The following is a 21314-nucleotide window of genomic DNA, read 5'->3' on the forward strand; positions in this document are numbered from 1 at the left end:
GGCGCCCACTATATCGGCAGGCGAGAGGTTGGCGCGGGCAAGCGCCTCGCCAACCTGGTCAGGTCCGGAAGGAAGCAGCCACAACGAGCCCCGCTTGGGTCGATGTCCAGCCTCTCACCGTCAGCCCCCCAATGAATGGTCACAAGACCGGGCCTGCCCGGCAGGCGGGCGCATGGCCCGTCATCAATGGCCCCTCATCAGCGGCCGATCAACAGTGGCCGGCAAAGCCCCAGCGCCGCTGTTCGTCGGTTTCCACCGCGCAGGCGCGCACCGCGCGCAGCCGTGCCAGCGCCGCCGGCCCCGCTTCGCCCATCTCGACCAGAATGCGCAGGATCGCCATCCCCGAGCGCCCGCAGCCGCCGTAGCAATGCACCAGAACCCGCCCGCCTTCGCCGAGACGGCAGCGGGCCAAGCGCGAGGCGGCAGGCCAGCGTTGCAAGGTCTCGCCCTGCGGCGCACCAAAGTCCCGCACCGGCAGTTCGATATGGGCAACCGCCGCCGCGCCCAGTGCCGCGCACAGCCCTCCGGCATTGATGCGCGCCAATTCCTGGGGCTCGGTCATCGACAGCACCAGATCGGGACGCCAGCCGAGAATCGCCCCGAGATCCCCCCGGTAGTCGCCGAACCGTCCCGGCGCCGGGCAGATGCCGAGCCGGCCCGCTCCGGCGTCCAGCTCGCAAATGGAAAATCCCATACTGTCCTCCCCCTGGCCCCAGCACCGGCCCGTTTCACCCTGCGAAGCAGGGCTTTCGCGCCTGCACCGCTCCGGAAGCCGCGCGCGCCGTGCCGCGCGCCACACAAAAGCCGGCTGCCCCATGGACGCGCCGCCCTGCCCGGCCTAGTTTGGAGCCAAATCCACGAATCCCAAAGGCCGCCATGTCCGACACGCCCGAAGCCGCCTATCAGGTTCTCGCCCGCAAGTACCGCCCCGAGACCTTTGCCGATCTGGTCGGGCAATCGGCCATGGTGCGCACGCTGAAGAACGCCTTCGAGGCCGACCGCATCGCGCAGGCCTTTGTCATGACCGGCATTCGCGGCGTCGGCAAGACCACCACCGCGCGGATCATCGCCAAGGGGATGAACTGTATCGGCGAAGACGGCAACGGCGGCCCCACCACCGAACCCTGCGGCAAATGCGAACATTGCGTGGCGATCATGGAAGGGCGCCATGTCGACGTGATGGAGATGGACGCCGCCAGCCGCACCGGCGTCGGCGACATCCGCGAGATCATCGATTCGGTGCATTACCGCGCGGCCTCGGCGCGCTACAAGATCTATATCATCGACGAGGTGCACATGCTCTCGACCAGCGCCTTCAACGCGCTGCTGAAAACCCTCGAAGAGCCGCCGGCTCACGTCAAGTTCATCTTCGCCACCACCGAGATCCGCAAGGTGCCGGTGACGGTGCTGTCGCGCTGCCAGCGTTTTGATCTGCGTCGCATCGAACCCGAAGACATGATCGCCATGCTGCGCCGCATCGCCAGCGCCGAAAAGGCCGAGATCAGCGAGGATGCGCTGGCCCTGATCACCCGCGCCGCCGAAGGCTCGGCCCGCGACGCCCAGTCGCTGCTGGATCAGGCGATCAGCCACGGCGCCGGCGAAACCAGCGCCGATCAGGTGCGCGCCATGCTGGGGCTTGCCGATCGCGGCCGGGTGCTGGATCTCTTCGACATGATCATGAAGGGCGAGGCCGGCGGCGCTCTGTCCGAACTGTCGGCGCAATATGCCGATGGCGCCGATCCGATGGCGGTGCTGCGCGATCTCGCCGAGATCACCCATTGGGTCAGCGTGGTCAAGATCACCCCCGATGCGGCCAACGACCCGACGATCAGCCCCGACGAGCGCGCCCGCGGCCAGTCCATGGCCGACAAGCTGCCGATGCGCGTCCTGACCCGCATGTGGCAGATGCTGCTGAAGGCACTGGAAGAGGTCGCCGCCGCGCCCAACGCGATGATGGCGGCCGAGATGGCGGTCATCCGGCTCACTCATGTCGCCGACCTGCCCAGCCCCGAGGAACTGCTGCGGAAATTGCAGGACACGCCGCCGCCCCTGCCCGGTGGCCCCGGTGGTGTTGCAGGCACTCATGCCGGCAGCGGCGCCCAGGCCTATGCCACCGCCCCCGTCGCTGGCCATGTCAGCGGCCATGTCGGAGGCCATCTCGGCGGCGCCCCCGGCGGCACGGTGGCCGCCCTGGCACCACAGGCCGCGCCGGGCCTGGCCCGCTACGCCACCTTCGATCACGTGCTCGAACTCATCCGCAGGAACCGCGACGGCAAGCTGTTGATGGATGTCGAGGCCGACCTGCGCCTGGTCTCCTACCGTCCCGGCCGCATCGAGTTCCAGCCCACCGACACCGCGCCCTCGGACCTCGCGCAGCGCCTCGGCGCCAGGCTTCAGACCTGGACCGGCAACCGCTGGGCGGTGACCGTGGTCAACCAGGGCGGCGGCGACACCATCGTCGAAAGGCGCGACGCCGCCGAGAACGCCCTCAAGGACGAGGCCGGAAAACACCCCATGGTGCAGGCGGTGATCACGGCCTTTCCCAAGGCGCGCATCACCGCCATCAAGACCCGGAGCGACATCGCCGCCGAAGCCATGGCCGAGGCCCTGCCCGAGGTCGAGGACGAATGGGATCCCTTCGAGGAAGACTGAGCCTTGCCCTCGCGGCAGCGACACACGATATAGGGCCGACCCCTTTCGGCGGCACGCCGCCCGGCCAACACACAGGAGAGTTCCATGCTCAAAGGACTAGGCAACATCGGCGATATGGCCAAGATGATGAAACAGGCCCAGGAAATGCAGACCAAGATGGCGCAGATGCAGGACGATTTGCACAATCTCATGGTCACCGGCGAAAGCGGCGCCGGCTTGGTCAAGGCGACCGCCTCGGCCAAGGGCGAACTGAAGGGCCTCGACATCGACCCCTCGATCTTCAACGGCGACGACAAGGAAGTGGTCGAAGACCTGATCCTCGCCGCGATCAAGGACGCCCAGGGAAAGGCCGCCGCCCGCGCCGAGGCGGAAATGGCCAAGCTGACCGAAGGTCTCGGCCTGCCGGCCGATTTCAAGATGCCGTTCTGATCCCGCAGCCCCGGCTTCATCTTGCCATAAATACTCAAAACGCCGGCCCAGCCGCCGGCGCTCCGGTCGGAGACAGATGCGATGAGCCGCAATGAGATCGACACGCTGATCGAGATGATGGCCAAGCTGCCGGGCCTCGGCCCGCGCAGCGCGCGCCGGGCGGTGCTGCACCTGATCCGCAAACGCGCACTGCTGCTTACCCCGCTGGCCGACGCCATGCAGGCGGTGGCGGTCTCGGCCCGCGAATGCCTCAACTGCGGCAATGTCGGCACCTCGGACATCTGCGAGATCTGCGCCAGCGAGAAACGCGCCACCGGCGAGATCTGCGTCGTCGAAGAGGTGTCGGACCTCTGGGCCATGGAACGCGCCGGTGCCTTCAAGGGGCGCTATCACGTGCTCGGCGGCACCCTGTCGGCGCTCGACGGGGTCGGCCCCGAAGAGCTGTCGATCCCGCGCCTCGTCGACCGGGTCGCCAGCGAGGGCATCACCGAGGTGATCCTGGCGCTCAACGCCACCGTCGAGGGCATGACCACCGCCCATTACATCGCCGATCAGCTCGAGGGGCGGGTGCGGCTGACCTCGCTGGCCCAGGGCGTGCCGGTGGGCGGCGAGCTCGACTATCTCGACGAGGGCACGATCAGCGCCGCGCTCAGCGCCCGCAAGACGCTCTGAGCCTGCGGCGCGGCGGGCGCGCGGCCCCCGTCGTCAGGGCACCCCGCGCAACCCGCCGCCCCCGGTGGCAACAAAAAAGGCCTCTCGCAGCGAGAGGCCTTTTCTTGTGTCCGGCGCGAGGGCTCAGGGCTGTTCGTCCTCGTCATCCGAGGGCAGGTTGAAGAAGCTGTCGGCATCCGAGAAGTCGTCGTCGCCCTTGTCGTCCTCATCCTCGTCGCTGCCCGAAAGCGAGAAGGTCTCGAGCCCCTCGATGGCGGTCGGGATCCTCGGTTCGGCCTCCATGCCCAGCGACTGTTCGGTCGAGACCAGCTTGCGACGTTCGTCATCGCTCATCACGTCGCCTTCGGCGGCCTTCTTGGCAGCGGCTTTCTGCACCACTGCATCCAGCTCGGACTGTTTACACAGTCCCAGCGCCACCGGGTCGATGGGCTGGATGTTGGAGATGTTCCAATGGGTGCGCTCGCGGATCGCCTGAATGGTCGGCTTGGTGGTGCCGACCAGCTTGCTGATCTGGCCGTCCGACAGTTCGGGGTGGAACTTGACCAGCCACAGGATCGACGCCGGGCGGTCCTGACGTTTGGACAGCGGCGTATAGCGCGGGCCACGGCGTTTCTCCTCGCCGGCGGCCGCCGCGTTGAAACGCACCACCAGCTTGAACAGCGGGTTGTCCTGGGCGTTGTCGATGTCTTCCTGCTTCAGCTGGTGATTGGCGATCGGGTCAAACCCCTTCACGCCCACCGCGACATCGCCATCGGCGATGCCCTGAATCTCCAGCTCGTGCATGCCGACGAAATCGGCAATCTGCTTGAAGCTGATCGTGGTGTTGTCGACCAACCAAACGGCGGTCGCCTTGGGGTGCAGCAATTTGGTCATGTGCATGTCTCCTTACAGGTCTCGTCCCGACGCATATCTTCTCCGCTGCCCGGCGGTGCAGGCTGCACCTGTTGCGGGTGCGGGTTTCCGTTGTCGGGGAACTTGAGCGCTATATAGTGCCATCCAGCGCATAAGGAAAGAGTGAATGCGGATTGCGAAATACCTACTGAGCGCCCTGTTGCTGGGCGGCGCGGCCCATGCCGGCGAGGATATCGCCGGCGAATTCGACTATTACGTCATGGCGCTGAGCTGGTCGCCGAACTGGTGCGCGATCGAGGGCGATGCCAAGGGATCGCCGCAATGCGATGCGAGCGAAGATTTCGGCTGGGTGCTGCACGGGCTCTGGCCGCAGTATCACCGCGGCTGGCCCGAGCATTGCGTAACCGCCGAACGCAACCCGCCACGCTGGCTGAGCGAGGGCATGGCCGACATCATGGGCACATCGGGACTTGCCTGGTACCAGTGGAAGAAACATGGCCGCTGCTCGGGTCTCGCGGCCGAGGATTACTATGCCCTGTCGCGCCGCGCCTATGACAGCGTGACCCGGCCCGAGGTGTTCCGAAAGCTGGACAAACCGGTCAGGCTGCCGGCCTCGGTGGTCGAGGAGGCCTTTCTCAAGGCCAACCCGCAGCTTGATGCGGACATGCTGACCATCACCTGCCGCGACGGTTTCATCCAGGAGGCGCGGGTGTGCCTGTCCAAGGATCTGACCCCGGTGCCCTGCGGGCGCGACGTGATCCGCGATTGCAGCCTTAACGACGCGCGGTTCGATCCGGTGCGGTGAGCGTATGTGGCGGTTGGGCGTGGCGGCGCATGTGTGACGGAGGATCGGGGTGGTGCGTGCGAGCACGAACCCTACCTCGTCCCCCGTAGGATGCGTGCTTGCACGCATCAACAAAAGCGTGGTCCCCCCGTAGGATGCGTGCTTGCACGCATCAACAAAGGCGCGGTTTCCCCTCGTAGGATGCGTGCTTGCACGCATCACCGGAGACGAGTTCACACATCGAATCACCCCGGCCTGCGCATCACCCCGACCTGTCTGTGCCCCGGACAGCACCGCCAAAACGAAAAACCCGGCCAGAGGCCGGGCTTTCCAAGGCGTGACGGGCGCAGGGCTCAGTGCAGCTTGGCGTCGACTTCGGCGATGGCGTCGTCGATCAGCTTGTTGCCCTGTGCGGCGGTCATCTGCTTGGCGATCACCTCGTTGGCCGCGGCGACGGCGACGGTGATCGCCTGATCGCGCACTTCCTTGACGGCGCTGGCCTCGGCCGAGGCGATCTGGTCCTGCGCGGCCGCCAGACGGCGGGCGATCGAGGCCTTGAGATCTTCCTTGGCCAGTTCGGCGGCATTGGCGGCCTCGGCCTTGGCGTGCTCGACGATGCGGCCCGCCTGCTCGGCGACTTCCTTCTGCTTGCGCTCGTAGGAGGCAAGGATGGTCTGCGCCTCTTCGCGCAGGGCGCGGGCCTCGTCCAGCTCGCTCTGGATGCCCTCGGCGCGCTTGTCGAGCATGCCGCCCAGAAGCGACGGCACCTTGAACTTCAGCAGCACCAGGATGAACAGGATGAAGGCCAGAAGAACGATGAAGTTGGTGTTCTTCAGCGACAGGAACGGTCCGCTGGCGGCAAAGGCCGGGCTGGCCGCGGTCAGGGCGAGAAGAATTGCAAGTTTCCGCATGATCCTTACCCTTTCATCCGAGTGCCGACAGCGGCGGCAACCGCCTTGTCGTCTGCCTTGCCACCCAGCGCGGCGACGATTTCGCCGGCGGTTTCGGTGGCCACGGCCTTGACGCTTTCAAGCGCGCTGGCACGGATTTCGGCGATCGCCTTTTCCGACTCGGCGGCCTTGGCGGCAATCTCGGCATCCGCCTTGGCGGTGGCCGCGTCGAGGTCGCTTTGAATTTCGGCCTTGGCGGCGGCAACGATGGCCTGGGCTTCGGCACGGGCATCGGCCAGCGCCTTGTTGTAGGCCTCTTCCGCGGCGGCGGCTTTCGCCTTCAGCTCTTCGGCTGCGGCGATGTCATTGGTGATGGTCCCCTGGCGCTCGGCCAGAACCGCGGCGATGCGCGGCAGCGCAATGCGCGACAGGACGAGGTAGATCGCGATCAGCGCGATCAGCAGCCAGAAAATCTGGTTGCCCCAGTTCGAGAAGTCGAGCTGCGGCATGCCGGGCGCCGACGCGGCGGCGTCTGCGGCGTGGCTAGTGGCTTCCGTGGTTGAAGATGCCATGTCGTCCTCCTGGGAACTTCCGTTGGGTCACGGGCGGGGCGCTGTCAAAAACGCGCCCGCGCCCGCACGTAAGGATAAGTCCAGTCGGCTTAGACGGCGAACATCAGCAGCAGAGCAACCAGGAACGAGAAGATGCCCAGTGCTTCTGCGAACGCGATACCGATGAACAGGGTCGCGGTTTGCGATGCTGCGGCCGAGGGGTTGCGCAGTGCGCCGGCCAGGTAGTTGCCTGCAACGTTACCAACACCGATAGCGGCTGCGCCGGAACCGATTGCTGCGAGACCTGCGCCGATATGTGCGAGTTGACCTTCCATTGGTGTATCTCCTTACGATTGGAAGTTGGAATTAGATATGTGCGAGTAGAACCTGTGTCTTGGGGTGCGCGCCCTGCGCGCACCTTTGCTTTAGTGCGAGGGATGCAGCGCATCCTTCAGGTAGACACAGGTCAGGATGGTGAAGACATAGGCCTGGATGAAGGCCACCAGGACCTCGAGACCATACATTGCGGTGATTGCGACAACCGACAGCGGGCTGACCACTGCGATGGCGGCAAAACCGGCGAACACTTTGAGAACCGCGTGGCCGGCCATGATGTTGCCTGCCAGACGAATGCTGTGGCTGACCGGGCGCACAAAGTAGCTGATGACTTCGATCAGGGCCAGCACCGGACGCAGCGGCAGGGGCGCGCTCGAGACCCAGAACAGGCCCAGGAAGGCGGCGCCGTTCTTGACAAAGCCGACGACGGTCACGGTCAGGAACACGGCCAGGGCCAGAACCACGGTCACGGCGAAATGCGAGGTGGTGGCAAAGCTCATCGGCAGCAGGCCGAGGAAGTTGGCGCTGACGATGAACATGAACAGGGTCATGATATAGGGGAAGAACTTGATCGCGTCCTTGCCGGCCACGTCTTCGACCATCTTGTAGACAAAGCCGTAGGCCAGCTCGCCGATCGACTGCGAACGGCTGGGCACAACCGCGCGGCGGCGGGTGCCGAAGACCATCAGAGCAATCACCGCCAGCACCGCCAGGGCCATCCAGAGGGTCACGTTGGTGATGGTGAACATGCCGATGTGATCACCGCCGAAAAGCGGCTTCACAATGAACTGATCCATCGGGTGGAATACCAGGCCGCCTTCTTCTGCGCCGTGTGCTTCGCTTGCCACGTTTACGTCCTCTCGTCTCTCTCGGCCGTTTCGGCCTCTTGTTCCTTCTGGATCTCCTTGGCGCTGCGCAGCATCGTCTTGATACCGGCCGCGAGACCCAGCAATGTAAACAGCACCATGAAGATGGGCAGGGTTCCAAACAGGATATCCAGCCCGTATCCGATGCCGAAGCCGATCCCGAGACCGGCCACCAGTTCGATCACCATGCGCCAGGCCAGATTGGCCGCCGAATAGTGTTCGTCCACGCGGGGCTTGGGTGCCTGGGCCAGTTTGGCCGCCTCGATCCGCTGTTCCAGCTGCGCCAGGCGCTGTTTCTGGTCGGGATCGGTCACGCGCGAAGCCCCCTTGGTGAACTTGGCGCATTGCTACGGTGCAGCGGGCCTTGAGTCAACCGCGCAAACCGCAGCCGGAAAACCTGTTCAAGCTGTTGTTTTTTGAGTATTTTTCAAGAGATGAAGACAGGGTGTCGAGTCTGTCGCAGGCCGGCGTGTCCTGTTTTTGCGGCAAAAGGCATATTCAACGATCCGGTTGAGTTTCGGCATTTGCCGCCCTGCGGCCCGGCCCGGCGCTTGACCCGGAGGGCGCGGGCGGTTACGGCCAAGGCATGACTGAGGGAAACGCGCTGGATACGGTCTTCTCCGCGCTCGCCGATCCGACCCGGCGGGCGATCCTGGCGATGCTGCTCGAGGACGATATGGCGGTCACCGATGTGGCCGAACCCTTCGAGATGTCGCTGGCGGCGATTTCCAAGCATCTGGGGATCCTGGCCAATGCCGGGCTGATCAGCCAGGAAAAGCGCGGCCGCCTGAAATGGTGCAAGCTGGAGCCCGATGCGCTCAAGGCGGCCTCGGTCTGGATGCAGGGGTTCGGCCAGTTCGAGCCGGTCAACCTCGAAGCCTTCGAACGCTATCTCGAGCGCGAACTGTCCGAGGGGTAGGCCGGCGCGGCGGCGGGTCGGCCGTCATCGCCGAGCAGCAGGCCCAGCGCCACCACGGTCAGCAGGATGCCCCCGGCGACCAGAGCCGGCGGCGCCGCGTGGCCCAGGGCCAGTTCCCACAGGATGACCCAGGCCGGCACCAGATAGGTATAGGCCATGACCTTGGCGCTCGGCAGGTTTAGGCTGGCGAACTGCAACAGCACGAAGGTGGCGGCCGAAGCGAACAGCGCGAGATAGATCACGGTGATCCAGACGATGGCCGGCAGCGCCGCCCAGTCGGTGGCCCGGATGTCGCTCCAGCCGAAGGCGGCCAGCAGCCCGCAGCCCGCGACCAGCACGCCGAAGGAAAACACCACCGCCGGTTCGCCGCGATTGAGGCGCCGCACCATCGGCGTATAGACCGCATGGGCCACGCAGCCCCAGAAGTACCAGATCTCGCCGCCGCCGATGCGGAACTCGAGCAGCGCCCCGAGGTCGGCACGGAAGATCACCCACAGCGCCCCCGCTGCACCCAGCGCCAGGGCCAGCGCCATGCGCGCCGTGGTCACCTGGCGCAAGAGCAGATAGCCGAACCCCGCGGCCATCACCGGGGTCAGCGTGAACACCGCGGCGCTGCTGACCGGGGTCGCGGTCTGCAGGCCGATGAACATGAGCACGAAATAGATGGCAAACAGCCCCCCCAGCACCAGGTAGCGCCAGGGCGCCCGCCAGCTTCGCCGCGGCAGGCCGGTGGTGACCAGAGCCGCCACCCCGAGCACCGCGCCGGCAATCAGGAACCGCAGCGCGTTCAGCGCCATCGGCGCGATCTCGTTTGCGACCAGCGATCCCAGCGAGAACGACCCCGCGACCAGCGCCGAGAACAGCAGCATCGCCAGGTGGCCGCGCCCGGCGGCGCTCATGGGCAGGTCCAGACGTCGGCGCGCTCGCGCAGGAAGGCGGAAAAGGCCTGAACCTTGGTGGTCCGGTGCAGATCGACATGGGTGACGATCCACAGATCGCCGCTCCAGCCCTCCTGCGGCGGCAGCACCTCGTGCAGCTCGGGGTGGGCATGGGTGACCCAGCGCGGCAGGAAGCCGATCCCCGCGCCGGCGATCACCGCCTGTTCGTTGGCGTTGGAATCGGCGCTGCGGAACACGATCCGGTCCTCGTCGAGATGCTCTTTCATCCAGGCCAGGAAGGGCACCCGCGCCGAGGCATCGCGGTCGGGCCCGACAAAGCGGTGGCGTTTCAGTTCCTCCAGGGTGCCGGGCAGACCGTGATTGGCGACATAGGTCGGGCTGGCGAACAGGCCGAGGCGCAGCTTGCCAAGCGACCGGACCACGTTGTCCAGCTCCTGCGGCCGCGGGCCGGCGCGCAGCGCGACATGGGCCTCGCCATATTCAAGGCGGAACAGCCGGGTGCCGGTCATCAGCCGCACCACCACATCCGGGTAGAGCTGCTGGAACTCGGTCAGGATCGGCACCAATAGCCGCGTCATCGATTCCAGCGTGGTGACGATCAGCTCGCCCGACACCTCGGACCCGCCGCCCTTGATGCGCCCCTCGAGCAGGCCGAACTGGTCGTCGGTCGCCTTGGCCACCTGCAACAGGTCGGCCCCGGCCTCGGTCGGCGTATAGCCACGGGCATGGCGCTGAAACAGCTTGGCCCCCAGCCTGGCCTCGAGGGCGTCGATATGGCGGATCACGGTGGCATGATGCACCCCCAGCACCTGCGCCGCGCCGCTGACCGTGCCCAGCTTTGCCACCTGATAGGCGGTGCGCACCTCGTCCCAATTGTCCATGCCGGCCTCCCTTGATGCTGCCCTGCGCCGGCAGAGCTGTGCAAATTTCAACAGATTGCGTGCAATTATTGCAATTGCGTTCATTTTTGCAATGGTTATTTCCGCGTCAGACCCAATCGACCACGAAAGGAAAGGTCATGTCCCGCACCGTTTTGCACATCAATGCCTCGGCCCGCCACGAGGGCTCTCTGTCGCGACTGAAATCGGCCGAACTGGTGGCTGCGGAAAACGCAGACATCGTCATCACCCGCGATCTAGCCGAAGGCCTGCCCTTCCTCGACCCCACTTGGGTCACCTCGACCTTCATCGCCCCCGAGGAACGCGACGCCGCCCAGGCCCGGGCACTGGCCTTCTCCGACTCCCTGATCGCGGAAATCCAGAGCGCCGACACCATCGTCATCGGCACCCCGATGTACAATTTCTCGATCCCGGCGGTGCTCAAGGCCTGGATCGACCAGATCGCCCGCGTCGGCGTGACCTTCGCCTATACCGAGAACGGCCCCAAGGGGTTGCTGACCGGCAAGAAGGCAATCATCTCGATTGCCACCGGCGGAGTGCCGCTGGGGTCCGACTTCGACTTCGCCAGCACCTACCTGCGCTTTGCCCTCGGCTTCATCGGCATCACCGATGTCACCATCCTCGACAAGGACGGCCTCGCCCCGGCCAAGGCGGCCTGAGCCCCCGCCCCTTTCTCTTGCCGCAAGTATCCCGGGGGGTGCGGGGGGCAGCGCCCCCCGTGCCGCTCAGGCCAGATCGGGCCAGATCAGGCCAGATCAGGCCAGCTCAAGCCATTCGGGCGTCACCCCGATACGGTCGAAAAACCGCGACAGGTCGGCCGGCGGCATGCCGATGGTGCGATCATTGACCAGCGGGTGCATATAGATGCGGTCGGCCTCGCGCGCCGCCGCGTCCATGAAGAACCGCACCCCGGTCTCGGCCCCGTTCACCATCGCCAGCGGGCTGACCGCGCCGGGGCGGATGCCCAGCATCTGCAACAGCCGCTCGGCCGATCCGAAAGACAGGTTGCCCACCCCCAGATCGGCGCCCAGCACCTTGAGGTCGATGGCGCGGTCCTGGTGCAGGCTGACCAGGTAATTGCGCTTCTTGCGGTCGCGCAGATAGAGGTTCTTCAGCCGGAAGGCGGTCTCGCCGGGCACCTCCAGCGCCGCCTCCACCGCCTTGGCCTCCTCGACCGTGCGCAGCGGCACATGGCTGTGGCGGGTGAACGAGAGCCCCCAGTCTTCGAGCCGCTTCAACAGCGTATCCGAGCTGAGCGGCAGGCTGTCCTGATATGTCGATGAGGCGTCCATGATCTGTCCCCTGATAGCTGTCCGCCCCGACCCGGATTCCCGACGACCGGAGCAGCGCCCTCCTTGGCCTGTCAGGCGCGTAAACGCAACCGCCGCAACAGGCGCATGCCCCATTCCTCGCAGCGCAGCCCGCAGCGCCTGAGAAACAGCGCCCGGGCATAGCCGCGATCATCCCTGTAGCCGTTATCCGCCAGTCTCAGCCTGCCGATTCTGCGCGTCGCCTGCACGCCGCCCGGACGTTTGCGCGCCCGCGCCTCTTCGGCCAGGCTGACGAACACGTCGAAGCGCCGCGCTGCGATCGGCGCCGGCCGCGGCGGCGCCCCAATGGCGGCCAGGTAATGTGCCGGCAGGTCGCGTCCCAGCGCCAGGGCGATATTCACCGTCCCGGACAGGCGCGGGTTGATCTCCAGCAGGGCCAGCCGGTCGTCGCCCTCCTCGATGAAATCGAGATCGATGCCGCCGGTCCAGTTCAGATGCCCGGCGATCCGGGACAGGATGTCGACCATCTGTGGCGAGTCCTCGACCCAGGCATAGGGCGGGGTGCCGTGTCTCACATCCTCGTAAGGCGCCCGGAACCCGGCGGACTCGAGCAGCCGTCCTTGCAGGCAGAAGCCGGTAATGCCCAGAAAGTCGCCCTCGACTTTCCGCTGCAGCTGCGCCGCGACCCCGGCGCCAAGCCCGGCGCCGGCCCGGGCCAGATCCGCCGAAGATGCCAGTTCGAACACCCCGCCCGAGGCGGCGCTGTGCGACAGTTTCAGGAAACAGGGAAAGCCCAGCTCTGCCGCCGCCTCGGGCAGGCTGTCCCGGGTGACCCGCCGCGACGCTGGCATGTGCAGCCCCAGCGCCTCGCACAGCGCCGCCGTCCGATTGCGGTCGCGCGCCACCTCGACCGCCGCCGGCGACGGGCTGACGAAGGCCCGGCAGTCCGGCCGCAGCGCGGCCGCCAGTGCCACCGTTCCGGCATCGGCATCGCTGATCGGCACCACCAGATCGAAGCCCCGGGCCGCGACCAGATCGCACAGCGCCTGCGCGCGCGCCTCCACCGGGCGCTCGGGCAGCGCCGGCAGCAGCCCGGACAGGTAGTCGGATCGGGCGTGGTCGGACCGCGCGCCATGGCGAAGAGCATAGACCTGATGCCCACGACGGCCGAAACTCTGGATACAGGCCAGACTGGCCTGCCAGTCCTCCCGCAGGATCAATATCTTCATGCGCGCGCGTTTCTTTGCCTCATCCCCGGAACCACGTGTCTCGCATACTTGACTCCCCCCGGCAACAGGGCTACACGCCCCCAATTCCGGGAGTCCGTCAAAGCTTCCGGTCCCTTGGCCATTGGGCCGGGATCGCCCCCCGTCAGCGCGTTGCGCCCACGGGGGACATTGGCGTTTGGGCGGTTCGTGCTTAAGTTCGGGCCAGAGAGCAACGGTAAGAAGGAACCGGACCGCGATGTTTGAAAATCTAAGCGAACGCCTCTCCGGGGTCTTTGACCGGCTGACCAGCCAGGGTGCCCTCTCCGAGGATGACGTCAAGACCGCCCTGCGCGAGGTGCGCGTTGCCCTTCTGGAGGCCGACGTCTCGCTGCCGGTGGCGCGCGACTTCGTCAAGGCGGTTCAGGCCAAGGCCACCGGCCAGGCGGTGACCAAATCGGTGACCCCGGGCCAGCAGGTGGTGAAGATCGTCCATGACGAGCTGAAACACGTGCTCGAGGGCGACAACGAAGAGCCCGGCGAACTCAAGATCGACAACCCGCCGACCCCGATCCTGATGGTCGGCCTGCAGGGCTCGGGCAAGACCACCACCACCGGCAAACTGGCCAAACGCCTGACCGAGAAGAACGGCAAGCGGGTGCTGATGGCCTCGCTCGACATCTACCGCCCGGCGGCGATGCAGCAGCTGGCGGTTCTGGGCAGCCAGATCGGCGTCGACACCCTGCCCATCGTGGCCGGTGAAAGCGCTGTGCAGATCGCCAAACGCGCCAAGCAGCAGGCCACCCTGGGCGGTTATGACGTCTATATGCTCGACACCGCCGGCCGCTTGCAGATCGACGAAGTCCTCATGCAAGAGGTCGAGGACGTGCGCGACGCGGTCAACCCGCGCGAAACCCTGCTGGTGGTCGACGGTCTGACCGGTCAGGTGGCGGTGGAAGTGGCCGAGGAATTCGACGGCAAGATCGGCATTTCCGGCGTGGTCCTGACCCGGATGGACGGCGACGGGCGCGGCGGTGCCGCCCTGTCGATGCGCGCCGTCACCGGCAAGCCGATCAAATTCGTCGGTCTGGGCGAAAAGATGGAGGCGCTGGAGACCTTCGAGCCCGAGCGTATCGCCGGCCGTATCCTCGGCATGGGCGACATCGTGGCGCTGGTCGAGAAAGCCCAGGAAACCATCGAGGCCGAACAGGCCGAAAAGATGATGAAGCGTTTCCAGAAGGGCCGCTTCAACATGAACGACATGAAGATGCAGCTCGAGCAGATGCAGAAGATGGGCGGCATGGAAGGCATCATGGGCATGATGCCCGGCATGGCGAAAATGTCGAAACAGGTGGCCGAGGCCGGCTTTGACGACAGGATGATCAAACGCCAGGTGGCGCTGATCCAGTCGATGACCAAACTCGAGCGCGCCAACCCCCAGATCCTGCAGGCCAGCCGCAAGAAACGCATCGCCGCCGGTGCCGGCATGGAGGTCAGCGACCTCAACAAGCTTCTGAAGATGCAGCGCCAGATGGGCGACATGATGAAGAAGATGGGCAAGATGGGCAAAGGCGGCATGCTGAAACAGGCGATGAAGGGCATGATGGGCAAGGGCGGCGACCTGCCGGCCGGCATCGACCCGTCGCAGATGGACCCCAAGGCGCTCGAGGCCGCGGCCAAGGCGATGGGCGGGCGCGGCGGATTGCCCGGCGGCCTGCCGGGTCTCGGCGGCGGCATGGGCCTGCCCCCGGGCCTCTCGGGCTTCGGCAAAAAGAAATAACACCATGTCTTCATCTCGCTGCAAATACTCCCGCCGGAGGCGTCCCCGCCTTGCCACCGCCCTGATGGCGGCGATGGTGCGCGGCGCGGCGTTGCGAGGTGCGGCATGAGCGTCACCACCTTCTCCATCCCGACCCTGGAAACCGAGCGGCTGATCCTGCGCGCGATCCGCGAAGACGACATCGCCTTCGAAAAGGAGTTCCTGGCCAGCGACGCGGCGCGTTTCGTCGGCGGCCCGATGCCGGCGCACCGCGCCTGGCGCGCGATGGCGATGATGATCGGCCACTGGGCCCTGCGCGGCTTCGGCTTCTGGGCGCTCGAGGAAAAGGCCGGCGGAGGCTACATGGGCCGCGTCGGCCTGTGGTATCCCGACGGCTGGCCCGAACGCGAGGTCGGCTGGACCCTGATGCCCCATGCCTGGGGGCGGGGCTTTGCCACCGAGGCGGCGATCGCGGCGCGCAGCCATGCCTATGACATCCTCGGCTGGCAGACCGCGATCTCGCAGATCGCCCCCGAGAACCACGCCTCCAAGGCGGTCGCCCGCCGCCTCGGCGCCGGCTTCGAGAAGACGCACGACGATCCCGAATACGGTCTCACCGAGATCTGGCGCCACCCGGCGCCCGACACCCTGGTCAACGGCGGCATGGAGGCATATGCATAATGGCCACGAGAAACATTCCCGTTCTTGAAACCAAACGCCTGGTCCTGCGCGGCCCCGAGGCCGAGGACTACCCCAATTTCAAGGCCACTTTCGCCTCCTATCGCAGCCGCTTCATGGGCGGGCCGCTCAATCCCTACGAAACCTGGATGCTCTACGCCGCCGAGATCGGCCACTGGAACATCCGCGGCTACGGCATGTGGATGATCCACGACAAGCACACCGACGAGACCTACGGCATGGCCGGCGGCTGGATGCCCGCCGCCTGGCCGGAACGCGAGATCGCCTGGATCATCTGGCCCAAGGCGGCCGGGCAGGGCTATGCGCTCGAGGCGGTGCATGCGGCGCGCAAGTATTTCTATGCCAACCTCGGCTGGGACGGGGCGGTCTCCTATCTCGACCCCAAGAACCTCGATTCGATCCGCCTGGCCGAACGTCTCGGCGCGGTGAAGGACAAAGAGGCGGCCTCGGTCGATGGCAACGACGTGGTCTACCGCCATCCGTCTCCGGCGAAACTGGCCCACAGCCAGATCAACGACGGCATCGAGATGGAAATCAGCCACTATGCCGACCCGATGTTCAAACCGAAAGGATATGCTCTTGACTGACGCCGTGACCCGCGCCGCCGAGGTGCTGAAAGAACATCGCGAAAGCATCGACCGGCTCGACGCGATCCTCGTCTACACGCTGGGCGAACGGTTCAAACACACCCAGGCTGTCGGGAAACTGAAAGCCGAACACGACCTTCCCCCGTCCGATCCCAACCGCGAAACGGCCCAGATCGCACGGCTCGAAGCATTGGCGCAAGAGGCCGATCTCGACCCGGAATTCGCCAAGAAGTTTCTGAACTTCATCATCGCTGAAGTCATTCAGCACCACAAACAACACCAAACGTAGGGTGCGTGCTCTGCACGCACCGCACACCTAATCGCACCATCGGTGCACTGCCATTCAAAGGAGAAATCACCATGGCTATGAAAATTCGTCTCGCCCGCGGCGGCTCGAAAAAACGTCCCTTCTATCGCGTTGTTGCGGCTGACAGCCGTATGCCCCGCGACGGCCGTTTCATCGAGAAACTGGGCACCTACAACCCGCTGCTGCCGAAGGATTCGGAAGAGCGCGTGAAACTGGACATGGAACGCGTCCAGTACTGGCTCGACCAGGGCGCCAAACCGTCGGACCGCGTCGCCCGCTTCCTCGAAGCCGCCGGCGCCCTGGCGAAAACCGAGCGCAACAACCCCAAGAAGGCCGAGCCCGGCCAGAAAGCCAAGGACCGCGCCGAGGAAAAGGCCGCCAAGGCCGCCGAAGCCGCTGCCGAGGAATAATCGCGCGGCGCCCTTCGCGGGCGCAGGCCGATGATCGCAAGGCGGGGCGTCCTGATGCAGGGCGCCCCGTTTCCTTTGGGCCGTTCCTTTGGGCCGGGATTTTTGACTGCGCTTCCGGCGCGCCGGCGCTTGCCCTTCGCGCCCGGATGAAGGAAAATCGCGCCCGCAAGACAGGTTGGGGTTTATCGATGACGGAAATGGTCTGTGTCGGGGCGATCGCCGGCTCCTACGGGGTGCGCGGCGAGGTGCGGCTGAAAAGCTTCACCGCCGATGCCGGGGCGATCGCGGATTACGCGCCGCTTTGCAGCGAGGACGGCACGCAGAGCTTCGAGGTGCGAATCACCCGCAGCATCAAGAACGGCATGGCGGCGCGGCTCTCGGGCATCGACAGCAAGGAAGAGGCCGACGCGCTGAAGGGGCTGAAGCTCTTCGTGCCGCGCGACCGCCTGCCCGCCCTGCCCGAGGACGAATTCTACTATGCCGACCTGATCGGCATGCAGGTCTTCGACACCGGCGGCACCCTTCTGGGCGAGGTACGCTCGGTGCAGAACCACGGCGCCGCCGATCTGCTGGAAATCCGCGTCGCGGGGCTGTCGAACACGGTGCTGCTGCCCTTCACCCGCGAGGCGGTGCCAACCGTCGACATGGCCGCCGGCCGCATCGTCGCCGACCCGCCCGAGGGGCTGCTCTGAATGCGCAGGCTGCTCATCCATCCGGGATTTCACAAGACCGGCACGACGAGCATCCAGAAAACGCTGGGCAGGAACCGCCGCAAGCTGGCCCCGCAGACCGAGATCCTGCTGCGCCCGGACCTGCCCTCGGTCTGCGAATGGGCCCGCGCCTATTCCGCCAGCCGCCAAGCCTATGATCTGCTCGGTTTCCGCCATGAGCTGACCGAGACTCTCCAGCGCATCGCCGATGCGCCGCCGCGCGACACCATCATCAGCAGCGAAGATCTCTTGGGGCATATGCCGGGGCGGCGCGGCCTGACCGGCTATGACGCCGCCCCCGATCTGATGCAGGCCCTCGCCGAATGCGTCGCGCAGGTCTGGCGCGACCCGCCGCAGCTGATCTTCTATTTCTCGGTCCGCGACGCCGGCCCCTGGCTGCGCAGCTGCCACGCCCAGCACCTGCGCACGGTGAAGATGGAACTCGACGCCGAGGCCTATGCCACCGCCTATCGCGACTCGGCGCGGCTGGGGCGGATCATCGATCTGGTGCGGGTCGCGGTGGCCCCGCATCGCGTCGCCTGGGGGCGGCTGGAGACCTGCCGAGACCTGCCGCTGGGGCCGCTGGAGCCGCTGCTCGACCTGCTCGGGATCGCCCCCGAGACCCGCGCCCGGCTGAAGCCGCTGCCGCCCCAGAACCCGGCGCTGCCCGAGGCGCTGCGCGACGCCTATCTGCGCATCAACCGCAGCAACCTGCCCCGCCCCGAGGCGCAGCGGGCCAAGAAAGAGGCGCTGCAACGCTGGCTCGGGTCAGCGGCACGCAGCAAGGGCTGAACCGGCCGCGCCCGGCGGCAGGCTGGACCTTGGCGCCGATTTCGGTCACATGAAGGCAGCGGAAGACACCGGAAAACACCTCCGGCGCGCGCCGCGCCACGCTGACAGGAAAGAGGCATCATGACCGAGAAAACCCGATCGCACGGGCGCAAGTCGATTTCGGTTTCGCTGAAGCCGCGCGAACTCCTCACCCACAATCCGCGCCTCGCCGGGGTCTGGACGGCGCGGATCATCACCCTGTTTCCGCAGGCCTTTCCCGGCGTGCTTGGCGAAAGCCTGACCGGCAAGGCACTGAAGGACGGCAAGTGGCAGATCGAGACCACCGACCTGCGCCCCTTCGGCATCGGACGGCACCGCAATGTCGACGACACGCCGGCCGGCGGCGGCGCCGGCATGGTGCTGCGCGCCGACGTGCTGGGCAATGCCATCGAACACACGATGCGCGGCACGCGCGGGCGCTGGCCGCTGGTCTACCTGTCGCCGCGCGGCCGCCGCTTTGACCAGCAGATGGCCCGCGACTGGGCGCAATGCGACGGCGTCACCCTGCTCTGCGGCCGTTTCGAAGGCGTCGACCAGCGGGTGCTCGACCACTATGGCGTCCAGGAGGTGTCGCTGGGCGATTTCGTCCTCACCGGCGGCGAGATCGCGGCGCAGGCGATGATCGACGCCACCGTGCGGCTGCTGCCCTCGGTGCTGGGCAATGCCGAAAGCATCGAGGACGAAAGCCACTCGGCCGGTCTGCTGGAACACCCGCAGTACACCCGCCCCGCCGAATGGATGGGCCGCGCCATCCCCGAGGTGCTGATGTCGGGCCATCACGGCAAGATCGCCGAATGGCGGCGCGAGCAGGCCAAGGCGCTGACCCGCGAACGCCGCCCCGACCTCTGGGCACGCCATCTCGCCGGCACCGGGGCCCCCCCCGACTGAAACCCCGGCCGGGGCCCCGAGCAGAGACCGGGATCGACGGCGCTTTGCATTTCCGGCCCTTGCGCATATGATCTTCTGGCCCTATACACCGCCCGTCCGGGACTCCTTTCGAGTCGTTCGGATCTGTGCGGCATTCGCAATCCCGGTGTTTTCTTCGGCATCGGCGCGAAGCGGCCCAGAAAACGGAAGAAACGACGGCTGATCTCTGGCGGGCACCGCGGTGGACCCGGAAGAAGACACAGAGCTCTGAGACGGCATCAACTTCGTGGACCAACCACGAGCAGATTTAGGAGAAGGTCAGATGGATCTGATCGCACAGCTCGAGGCGGAACAGATTGCCGCCCTGGGGAAAGACATCCCCGACTTCAAAGCCGGTGACACCATCCGTGTCGGCTACAAAGTGACCGAAGGCTCGCGCAGCCGTGTGCAGAACTACGAAGGTGTCTGCATCAGCCGCAAGAACGGCTCCGGCATCGCCGGTTCCTTCACCGTTCGCAAGATCTCGTTCGGCGAAGGTGTGGAGCGTGTGTTCCCGCTGCACTCGACCAACATCGACAGCATCACCGTCGTGCGCCGTGGCCGCGTGCGCCGCGCCAAACTGTACTACCTGCGCTCGCGTCGCGGCAAGTCGGCCCGGATCGCGGAAGACTCCAACTACAAGCCCAAGAAAGCCTGAGGAGCGGTATCATGAAAAAAGACACCCATCCCGATTACCACTTCATCGACGTCAAGATGACCGACGGCACCGTCCTCAAGATGCGCTCGACCTGGGGCAAGGAAGGCGACCAGATGGCGCTCGACATCGACCCGACCGTGCACCCGGCCTGGACCGGCGGCACCTCGCGCCTGCTGGACGCCGGCGGACGCGTGTCGAAGTTCAAGAAGAAATACGAAGGACTGGGCTTCTAAGCACGGTTCAGAATCGTTTCGGAAAACGCCGTCCCTCGGGGCGGCGTTTTTCTTTCGCTGACGGTTTTTCGCCGACCGCGCGGGGCGGTCCTGCCGCGACGGTCAATGCGGCCTGTCGACGACCTTCAGCAGCACCGCCTGCGACCTGTCGCGCCCGAACCACATGCGCGGACCGCAGGCAAAGCCGGTGAAGTTCATCCGCCGCAGCCAGCGCGACCAGACCGCCGGCACGATGCCGATGACATGGCTCGCCCCGAGATCGCGGGCGGTATTGACCATATCCTCCATCAGGATGGTCTGGATCACCAGCCGGCGATGCGACGGCACATTGGCCGAGATGAACATCCGCGAGGCTTCCCAGATCTCCTTCTTGACCGGCGCCTCGACCAGCAGGATATCGGGCGGAATCTGATCGAGAAGCCCGAGCTGGGCGTCGCGCAGCATATAGGAATACATGCCGCATTTCGCCGTCGTCGGGATCAGGCGCACGCCGGCGAGGATCTCGCCGTGCTCATGGATCACGATCCAGCGGCTGAACGGGGTGTCATACTGGTCGAACTCCATGCCGTCGACCACCGGCAGCCCCCAGCCCTTGTCCTCGACAAAGACCTGGCGCCGCACCTTGAGGAAATCGACATAGAGACTGCCATAGGAACTCATGTTCTCGACCGACAGCACGGTGCTTTTCACATTGCCCCGCCCAATTCTCGGGTCCGGTGCCCCGCCACCTGCCCCGTGGCGGTTTTTTTTCGCCCATGACGGTGTTGTTTGGCTTGCCGCCACCGCCGGTTCCGACGATAGTCTGGGGAAAACCGTCGCGGCCTTCGTGAGCCGACTCTTGAGTTCCTGCTTCATCATTCCTGCCCAGAATTCTTTATTTTGGTAAACTATGGCCGGAATTGAGGCGAAAAGCCACAAAAAAAACAACTTTCCGTTGAACTATTGCCGAATTGTGGCTTGAAATAACAAATTGGCTTTTGCGCAGAAAC

General features: G+C 65.8%; 28 protein-coding genes and 1 other RNA gene. 17 read left to right on the forward strand and 12 right to left on the reverse strand.

Annotated features, from left to right (window positions below):
- Positions 1-21: 21 nt before the first annotated feature.
- Positions 22-120: signal recognition particle sRNA small type (gene ffs, locus ABZD10_RS03295), an RNA gene on the forward strand.
- An 88-nt stretch (positions 121-208) separates the two neighbouring features.
- On the opposite strand, the gene ABZD10_RS03300 is transcribed toward ffs, so the two are convergent.
- Positions 209-694, reverse strand: coding sequence for a protein phosphatase (locus ABZD10_RS03300; RefSeq protein ID WP_372884679.1), 486 nt, complete (start codon positions 692-694; stop codon positions 209-211).
- A 182-nt stretch (positions 695-876) separates the two neighbouring features.
- Here ABZD10_RS03300 and ABZD10_RS03305 point away from each other — a divergent pair, with 182 nt between their 5' ends.
- The 3 genes from ABZD10_RS03305 (at position 877) to recR (ending at position 3753) form a co-directional block, all read left to right on the forward strand.
- Entirely contained in the window at positions 877-2652 is a 1776-nt protein-coding gene (locus ABZD10_RS03305; RefSeq protein WP_372884680.1) for a DNA polymerase III subunit gamma/tau, read from the forward strand.
- Positions 2653-2736: 84 nt separating this feature from the next.
- Positions 2737-3081, forward strand: coding sequence for a YbaB/EbfC family nucleoid-associated protein (locus ABZD10_RS03310; RefSeq protein WP_372884681.1), 345 nt, complete (start codon positions 2737-2739; stop codon positions 3079-3081).
- Positions 3082-3162: 81 nt separating this feature from the next.
- Complete coding sequence (gene recR / locus ABZD10_RS03315) at positions 3163-3753, forward strand: recombination mediator RecR (protein WP_372884682.1); 591 nt, start codon at positions 3163-3165, stop codon at positions 3751-3753.
- Between the two features lie 123 nt (positions 3754-3876).
- On the opposite strand, the gene ABZD10_RS03320 is transcribed toward recR, so the two are convergent.
- Positions 3877-4626, reverse strand: a complete 750-nt coding sequence (locus ABZD10_RS03320) for a DUF1013 domain-containing protein (RefSeq protein ID WP_372884683.1) — start codon at positions 4624-4626, stop codon at positions 3877-3879.
- 145 nt (positions 4627-4771) lie between these two features.
- Between ABZD10_RS03320 and ABZD10_RS03325 the strand changes: the two genes are divergently transcribed.
- Positions 4772-5410, forward strand: a complete 639-nt coding sequence (locus ABZD10_RS03325; RefSeq protein WP_372884684.1) for a ribonuclease T — start codon at positions 4772-4774, stop codon at positions 5408-5410.
- 332 nt (positions 5411-5742) lie between these two features.
- On the opposite strand, the gene ABZD10_RS03330 is transcribed toward ABZD10_RS03325, so the two are convergent.
- The 5 genes from ABZD10_RS03330 to ABZD10_RS03350 form a co-directional block, all read right to left on the reverse strand.
- Positions 5743-6300 carry a F0F1 ATP synthase subunit B gene (locus ABZD10_RS03330; RefSeq protein ID WP_372884685.1) on the reverse strand — a complete coding sequence of 186 codons (558 nt, stop codon included), beginning with the start codon at positions 6298-6300 and terminating at the stop codon, positions 5743-5745.
- A 5-nt stretch (positions 6301-6305) separates the two neighbouring features.
- Positions 6306-6851, reverse strand: a complete 546-nt coding sequence (locus ABZD10_RS03335; RefSeq protein WP_372884686.1) for a F0F1 ATP synthase subunit B' — start codon at positions 6849-6851, stop codon at positions 6306-6308.
- Positions 6852-6940: 89 nt separating this feature from the next.
- Entirely contained in the window at positions 6941-7165 is a 225-nt protein-coding gene (locus ABZD10_RS03340) for a F0F1 ATP synthase subunit C (protein WP_022572950.1), read from the reverse strand.
- Positions 7166-7255: 90 nt separating this feature from the next.
- A complete protein-coding gene (locus ABZD10_RS03345; RefSeq protein WP_372884687.1) occupies positions 7256-8014 on the reverse strand; it encodes a F0F1 ATP synthase subunit A in 759 nt (252 codons plus the stop codon).
- A 2-nt stretch (positions 8015-8016) separates the two neighbouring features.
- The gene (locus ABZD10_RS03350; protein ID WP_372884688.1) at positions 8017-8346 is read right to left on the reverse strand and encodes an AtpZ/AtpI family protein; all 330 of its coding nucleotides are present in this window, start codon (positions 8344-8346) and stop codon (positions 8017-8019) included.
- Positions 8347-8618: 272 nt separating this feature from the next.
- Between ABZD10_RS03350 and ABZD10_RS03355 the strand changes: the two genes are divergently transcribed.
- A complete protein-coding gene (locus ABZD10_RS03355) occupies positions 8619-8951 on the forward strand; it encodes an ArsR/SmtB family transcription factor (RefSeq protein ID WP_372884689.1) in 333 nt (110 codons plus the stop codon).
- Here ABZD10_RS03355 and ABZD10_RS03360 read toward each other — a convergent pair.
- Both ABZD10_RS03360 and ABZD10_RS03365 read right to left on the reverse strand, forming a co-directional pair.
- Entirely contained in the window at positions 8921-9850 is a 930-nt protein-coding gene (locus ABZD10_RS03360; RefSeq protein ID WP_372884690.1) for a DMT family transporter, read from the reverse strand. The two genes, ABZD10_RS03355 and ABZD10_RS03360, sit on opposite strands and share 31 nt — an antisense overlap.
- Entirely contained in the window at positions 9847-10731 is an 885-nt protein-coding gene (locus ABZD10_RS03365) for a LysR family transcriptional regulator (RefSeq protein WP_372884691.1), read from the reverse strand. The genes ABZD10_RS03360 and ABZD10_RS03365 overlap by 4 nt, the downstream gene beginning before the upstream one ends.
- Before the next feature lie 137 nt (positions 10732-10868).
- Between ABZD10_RS03365 and ABZD10_RS03370 the strand changes: the two genes are divergently transcribed.
- Positions 10869-11408 (forward strand): FMN-dependent NADH-azoreductase, encoded by a 540-nt coding sequence (locus tag ABZD10_RS03370; RefSeq protein ID WP_372884692.1) that lies wholly within the window; start codon positions 10869-10871, stop codon positions 11406-11408.
- A gap of 96 nt (positions 11409-11504) precedes the next feature.
- On the opposite strand, the gene ABZD10_RS03375 is transcribed toward ABZD10_RS03370, so the two are convergent.
- Entirely contained in the window at positions 11505-12041 is a 537-nt protein-coding gene (locus tag ABZD10_RS03375) for a prolyl-tRNA synthetase associated domain-containing protein (RefSeq protein WP_372884693.1), read from the reverse strand.
- A 71-nt stretch (positions 12042-12112) separates the two neighbouring features.
- Positions 12113-13249, reverse strand: coding sequence for an ATP-grasp domain-containing protein (locus tag ABZD10_RS03380; protein WP_372884694.1), 1137 nt, complete (start codon positions 13247-13249; stop codon positions 12113-12115).
- A 235-nt stretch (positions 13250-13484) separates the two neighbouring features.
- Between ABZD10_RS03380 and ffh the strand changes: the two genes are divergently transcribed.
- The 10 genes from ffh (at position 13485) to rpmE (ending at position 20325) form a co-directional block, all read left to right on the forward strand.
- Positions 13485-15005: a signal recognition particle protein gene (ffh, locus tag ABZD10_RS03385; protein WP_372884695.1), complete on the forward strand. Its 1521-nt coding sequence runs from the start codon at positions 13485-13487 to the stop codon at positions 15003-15005.
- Between the two features lie 105 nt (positions 15006-15110).
- Complete coding sequence (locus ABZD10_RS03390; protein ID WP_372884696.1) at positions 15111-15665, forward strand: GNAT family N-acetyltransferase; 555 nt, start codon at positions 15111-15113, stop codon at positions 15663-15665.
- Entirely contained in the window at positions 15665-16270 is a 606-nt protein-coding gene (locus tag ABZD10_RS03395; RefSeq protein WP_372884697.1) for a GNAT family N-acetyltransferase, read from the forward strand. The genes ABZD10_RS03390 and ABZD10_RS03395 overlap by 1 nt, the downstream gene beginning before the upstream one ends.
- Positions 16263-16559 (forward strand): chorismate mutase, encoded by a 297-nt coding sequence (locus ABZD10_RS03400; RefSeq protein ID WP_372884698.1) that lies wholly within the window; start codon positions 16263-16265, stop codon positions 16557-16559. The genes ABZD10_RS03395 and ABZD10_RS03400 overlap by 8 nt, the downstream gene beginning before the upstream one ends.
- A 71-nt stretch (positions 16560-16630) precedes the next feature.
- On the forward strand, positions 16631-16987 hold the full coding sequence (gene rpsP / locus ABZD10_RS03405; protein ID WP_372884699.1) for a 30S ribosomal protein S16: 357 nt from the start codon (positions 16631-16633) through the stop codon (positions 16985-16987).
- A gap of 188 nt (positions 16988-17175) precedes the next feature.
- Positions 17176-17679 (forward strand): ribosome maturation factor RimM, encoded by a 504-nt coding sequence (gene rimM / locus ABZD10_RS03410; RefSeq protein WP_372884700.1) that lies wholly within the window; start codon positions 17176-17178, stop codon positions 17677-17679.
- Positions 17680-18489 (forward strand): hypothetical protein, encoded by an 810-nt coding sequence (locus ABZD10_RS03415; protein ID WP_372884701.1) that lies wholly within the window; start codon positions 17680-17682, stop codon positions 18487-18489.
- Positions 18490-18609: 120 nt separating this feature from the next.
- Complete coding sequence (gene trmD, locus ABZD10_RS03420; RefSeq protein ID WP_372884702.1) at positions 18610-19416, forward strand: tRNA (guanosine(37)-N1)-methyltransferase TrmD; 807 nt, start codon at positions 18610-18612, stop codon at positions 19414-19416.
- Between the two features lie 301 nt (positions 19417-19717).
- Positions 19718-20092, forward strand: coding sequence for a 50S ribosomal protein L19 (gene rplS, locus ABZD10_RS03425; protein ID WP_349980538.1), 375 nt, complete (start codon positions 19718-19720; stop codon positions 20090-20092).
- Between the two features lie 11 nt (positions 20093-20103).
- A complete protein-coding gene (gene rpmE, locus ABZD10_RS03430) occupies positions 20104-20325 on the forward strand; it encodes a 50S ribosomal protein L31 (RefSeq protein ID WP_372884703.1) in 222 nt (73 codons plus the stop codon).
- Between the two features lie 102 nt (positions 20326-20427).
- Here the strand turns inward: rpmE and ABZD10_RS03435 are convergent, their stop codons facing one another.
- Positions 20428-21015: an acyl-homoserine-lactone synthase gene (locus ABZD10_RS03435; protein WP_372884704.1), complete on the reverse strand. Its 588-nt coding sequence runs from the start codon at positions 21013-21015 to the stop codon at positions 20428-20430.
- Between the last annotated feature and the right edge of the window lie 299 nt (positions 21016-21314).

The organism is Shimia sp., assembly GCF_041624275.1.
Taxonomy (GTDB): domain Bacteria; phylum Pseudomonadota; class Alphaproteobacteria; order Rhodobacterales; family Rhodobacteraceae; genus Shimia.

Bases quoted from the DNA above. Each gene is read 5' to 3' on its own strand.
- ABZD10_RS03300 (WP_372884679.1), bottom strand. From the start codon at position 694: ATGGGATTTTCCATTTGCGAGCTGGACGCCGGAGCGGGCCGGCTCGGC.
- ABZD10_RS03305 (WP_372884680.1), top strand. From the start codon at position 877: ATGTCCGACACGCCCGAAGCCGCCTATCAGGTTCTCGCCCGCAAGTAC.
- ABZD10_RS03310 (WP_372884681.1), top strand. From the start codon at position 2,737: ATGCTCAAAGGACTAGGCAACATCGGCGATATGGCCAAGATGATGAAA.
- recR (WP_372884682.1), top strand. From the start codon at position 3,163: ATGAGCCGCAATGAGATCGACACGCTGATCGAGATGATGGCCAAGCTG.
- ABZD10_RS03320 (WP_372884683.1), bottom strand. From the start codon at position 4,626: ATGACCAAATTGCTGCACCCCAAGGCGACCGCCGTTTGGTTGGTCGAC.
- ABZD10_RS03325 (WP_372884684.1), top strand. From the start codon at position 4,772: ATGCGGATTGCGAAATACCTACTGAGCGCCCTGTTGCTGGGCGGCGCG.
- ABZD10_RS03330 (WP_372884685.1), bottom strand. From the start codon at position 6,300: ATGCGGAAACTTGCAATTCTTCTCGCCCTGACCGCGGCCAGCCCGGCC.
- ABZD10_RS03335 (WP_372884686.1), bottom strand. From the start codon at position 6,851: ATGGCATCTTCAACCACGGAAGCCACTAGCCACGCCGCAGACGCCGCC.
- ABZD10_RS03340 (WP_022572950.1), bottom strand. From the start codon at position 7,165: ATGGAAGGTCAACTCGCACATATCGGCGCAGGTCTCGCAGCAATCGGT.
- ABZD10_RS03355 (WP_372884689.1), top strand. From the start codon at position 8,619: ATGACTGAGGGAAACGCGCTGGATACGGTCTTCTCCGCGCTCGCCGAT.
- ABZD10_RS03360 (WP_372884690.1), bottom strand. From the start codon at position 9,850: ATGAGCGCCGCCGGGCGCGGCCACCTGGCGATGCTGCTGTTCTCGGCG.
- ABZD10_RS03365 (WP_372884691.1), bottom strand. From the start codon at position 10,731: ATGGACAATTGGGACGAGGTGCGCACCGCCTATCAGGTGGCAAAGCTG.
- ABZD10_RS03370 (WP_372884692.1), top strand. From the start codon at position 10,869: ATGTCCCGCACCGTTTTGCACATCAATGCCTCGGCCCGCCACGAGGGC.
- ABZD10_RS03375 (WP_372884693.1), bottom strand. From the start codon at position 12,041: ATGGACGCCTCATCGACATATCAGGACAGCCTGCCGCTCAGCTCGGAT.
- ABZD10_RS03380 (WP_372884694.1), bottom strand. From the start codon at position 13,249: ATGAAGATATTGATCCTGCGGGAGGACTGGCAGGCCAGTCTGGCCTGT.
- ffh (WP_372884695.1), top strand. From the start codon at position 13,485: ATGTTTGAAAATCTAAGCGAACGCCTCTCCGGGGTCTTTGACCGGCTG.
- ABZD10_RS03390 (WP_372884696.1), top strand. From the start codon at position 15,111: ATGAGCGTCACCACCTTCTCCATCCCGACCCTGGAAACCGAGCGGCTG.
- ABZD10_RS03395 (WP_372884697.1), top strand. From the start codon at position 15,665: ATGGCCACGAGAAACATTCCCGTTCTTGAAACCAAACGCCTGGTCCTG.
- rpsP (WP_372884699.1), top strand. From the start codon at position 16,631: ATGGCTATGAAAATTCGTCTCGCCCGCGGCGGCTCGAAAAAACGTCCC.
- rimM (WP_372884700.1), top strand. From the start codon at position 17,176: ATGACGGAAATGGTCTGTGTCGGGGCGATCGCCGGCTCCTACGGGGTG.
- ABZD10_RS03415 (WP_372884701.1), top strand. From the start codon at position 17,680: ATGCGCAGGCTGCTCATCCATCCGGGATTTCACAAGACCGGCACGACG.
- trmD (WP_372884702.1), top strand. From the start codon at position 18,610: ATGACCGAGAAAACCCGATCGCACGGGCGCAAGTCGATTTCGGTTTCG.
- rplS (WP_349980538.1), top strand. From the start codon at position 19,718: ATGGATCTGATCGCACAGCTCGAGGCGGAACAGATTGCCGCCCTGGGG.
- rpmE (WP_372884703.1), top strand. From the start codon at position 20,104: ATGAAAAAAGACACCCATCCCGATTACCACTTCATCGACGTCAAGATG.